Below are 1,715 nucleotides of genomic sequence, written 5' to 3' on the forward strand. Positions count from 1 at the left end.
CACTTTTGGTGCGCTGAGTCGCTCACCAGGTGATCAAATTCCGATGACACAAGCTCGCGTCCGTCAAAGTCCGATGGCACAAACTCGCGTCCGTCAAAGTCCGATGGCAAACGGTCAAGATCCAGTGGCACGGGACACCCAGGCCGCTCACCGAGCGTCACCTCGCACGGGTGCGCCGTTGTGCGGGCGTGGAATGGACACAGCACGGCGCTCGCCAAGGTTCTGGCGGCGCTGGAGCCGACCCTCGCCCAGGACCGCCCGCACGTGTGCGGCCAGGGCCCCGTCGTCCCGCCGCTGCGCCCGGCCCCCGTACCTCAGCAGGCCACCGAGCCCCTTCCGGCCGACGTCCTGGAGCAGTGCTTCCCCAGCCCTCGCAGGTACTCGCTGACTGAGGCGTTTGAGGAAGGCATCCTGCAGTGGAAGCCGGCCACGGTCCGCACCTACTTCAAGCACTCTGGTCCTCAGCAGGGCGCGCTTACGGGCCCGCGCTTGGCCGTGGACCTGGGCGTGCGGCGAGCTCCCGCCGGCCGGCAACGGACCGTAGTCACACGATCGGCTGATGGTCCTGCTTCCCCCCGTCTCACCGAAGTTCGACCGGTGCTCCGGCAGGTCAGAAGCCCCGGAGTGAGGCGTCGTGGTCACCGCCGGAGACGGGCGTGTCCATGGGGTGCAGCCATCGGAGCGGAACGGTGAGCGCGGCGACCCGGGGGAGCTCCACAGGTTCGCCCTCGGCATCGAGCAGCATGCCGGTGATCTGGTAGCCGTGGCCGGACGGAAGGTCGGCGGCCTCGACGACCTGGTCCTCGGTGAGCTCCACCGTGACGCGGGTGGTGGAGCCCATCCGCAGGCCCTGGGCGGTACGGGCCTCGGTGTCGACGTCCGTGACGGAGAGCGGGAAGTACGTGCCGCGCAGCCAGCTCGAGCGGGCCAGAGGAGGGCGACTGCTGTCACTGCGGCGGGACAGGCATGGCCCGCCCGCTGTGGGAGCCGTAGTTGTCCCGGCCACGACGTCGCGTAGTTCCCGTACAGCGCGTTCGCGGTGGTGCTGGGCGGGGATCGCCTCGTACAGGTCCAGGGCGCGGCGGCGGACCAGGCCGGTGCGGTAGTCCGGGGGTAGTGCTGTCAGGGCGTCGACCGTACGGCGGCACGCCTGCTCGGTGTCGCCGTTGTGATGGGAGCAGGCCGCGGCGTCGATGTTCAGCAGGGTGCGCGTCATGGTGCTGGTCGGCGCGGACAGCTCCAGGGCACGCTCCTGGCTGGCGTGGGCGAGGTGGGTGTCCCCGAGTGTGGTGTAGGCGTGGCTGAGGTGGACGTGGTGCTTCTGCTCGCCGTACGTCAGCCAGGTGTCTGACCGCTCGCTCTCGGGGAGCCGTTCCATGAGGGCGTCGGCGGCCTCGAGCGCGGCGCGGGCCTGCTCGCTCTGGTGGTTGAGGGCGTAGGCGCGGGCGGCGACCGCGGCCGCCAGCGTCGCCGCGGCGGTCGGCCGGTGCCCGGCGACGTGACGGGCCCGTTCGGCGAGGCCGGCCGCCGCCTTCGGGGTGCCGTAGTTGAGCGGGACCATCGCCTCGCGGGCGAGGACCCAGGCGTGCAGCTGGTCGTCGCCGGATTCGGCGGCGGCCCGGGCGGCCGTGGCGAACCAGGCGCGGGACTCCCGGCGGCTGCCCAGGTCGTGCAGGACGATCGCGGTCATCCCGGCCATCTGCCCGGCCGTACGG

At 71.5% G+C, this 1,715-nt stretch carries 1 pseudogene; it reads right to left on the reverse strand.

Annotated elements, in window-relative coordinates:
• Positions 1-610: 610 nt before the first annotated feature.
• Positions 611-1,715, reverse strand: a pseudogene (locus tag ACFVYS_RS43780) (hypothetical protein); the annotation flags it as partial.

Source organism: Streptomyces sp. NPDC058295 (assembly GCF_042880655.1).
GTDB classification, from domain to species: Bacteria; Actinomycetota; Actinomycetes; order Streptomycetales; family Streptomycetaceae; genus Streptomyces; species Streptomyces coriariae.